The organism is Roseateles sp. P5_E1, assembly GCF_054049335.1.
Map to the genome: position 1 here is coordinate 1 of NZ_JBFUMN010000197.1, position 710 is coordinate 710.

1 protein-coding gene is annotated in these 710 nt (G+C 67.2%); it reads left to right on the plus strand.

Annotated elements, in window-relative coordinates:
- Positions 1–576, plus strand: a 576-nt coding sequence (locus tag ACXJKJ_RS30580) for a hypothetical protein (RefSeq protein WP_457395206.1), incomplete at its 5' end; no start/stop codon positions are given.
- Positions 577–710 lie beyond the last annotated feature (134 nt).

A 710-nucleotide genomic window follows, 5' to 3' on the forward strand; every position in this document is an offset into this window, starting at 1 on the left:
GTGCTGCGCGCCGCGTTCTCCGACATCCTCACCCAGGACGGCACGGTCAGCGACCCGATCGAGATCGCACCGAACCACAACGTGATGATCCGGGTGACCGACCACAGCCCGGAACAGGCGCTGCCGTTGGTCAAGGCGCGTGAGCAGGTGATTGCCGCGATCCGTACCGACCGTAGCCGCCAGGCCTCGGAGAAGGCCGCTGACGCGCTGCTGGCCAAGCTCAAGGCGGGGCAGACCCTGCAGGCGCTCGCGGTCAGCGAGAAGCTGCAGGTGAGCCCGCTGCCGGGCCTGCCGCGCACCCAGCCGGTCCCGACCCCGGAGATCAACCGTGCCGTGTTCGGCGCGCAGGCACCGACCGAAGGCAAGCCGAGCTACGGCAAGGTGGCCGTGCAGGGCCGTTACCTGGTGTACGCGGTCACCAAGGTGACCCCGGCCAACCTGGCCGAGGTCCTGCCGGAGCAGAAGAAGGCCTTCACCGATCAGCTGAACCAGATCGATGGCATGGCCGCAGCCAAGGCCTACATCGACGCGATGCGCAAGCATTACAAGGTGCAGACCGAAGAGGCGAACCTGTAACCGACCCGGTTGCAGCGGCAGCAGAAGGCCCGGCATTGCCGGGCCTTCTACGTTGTGGAGGGTAGGGCTGGGCGGGGCGCCAGGTTTCAGGCGAGTGAGGTCGGATGCCAGAGAACCAAGGCCAACCGCACAAC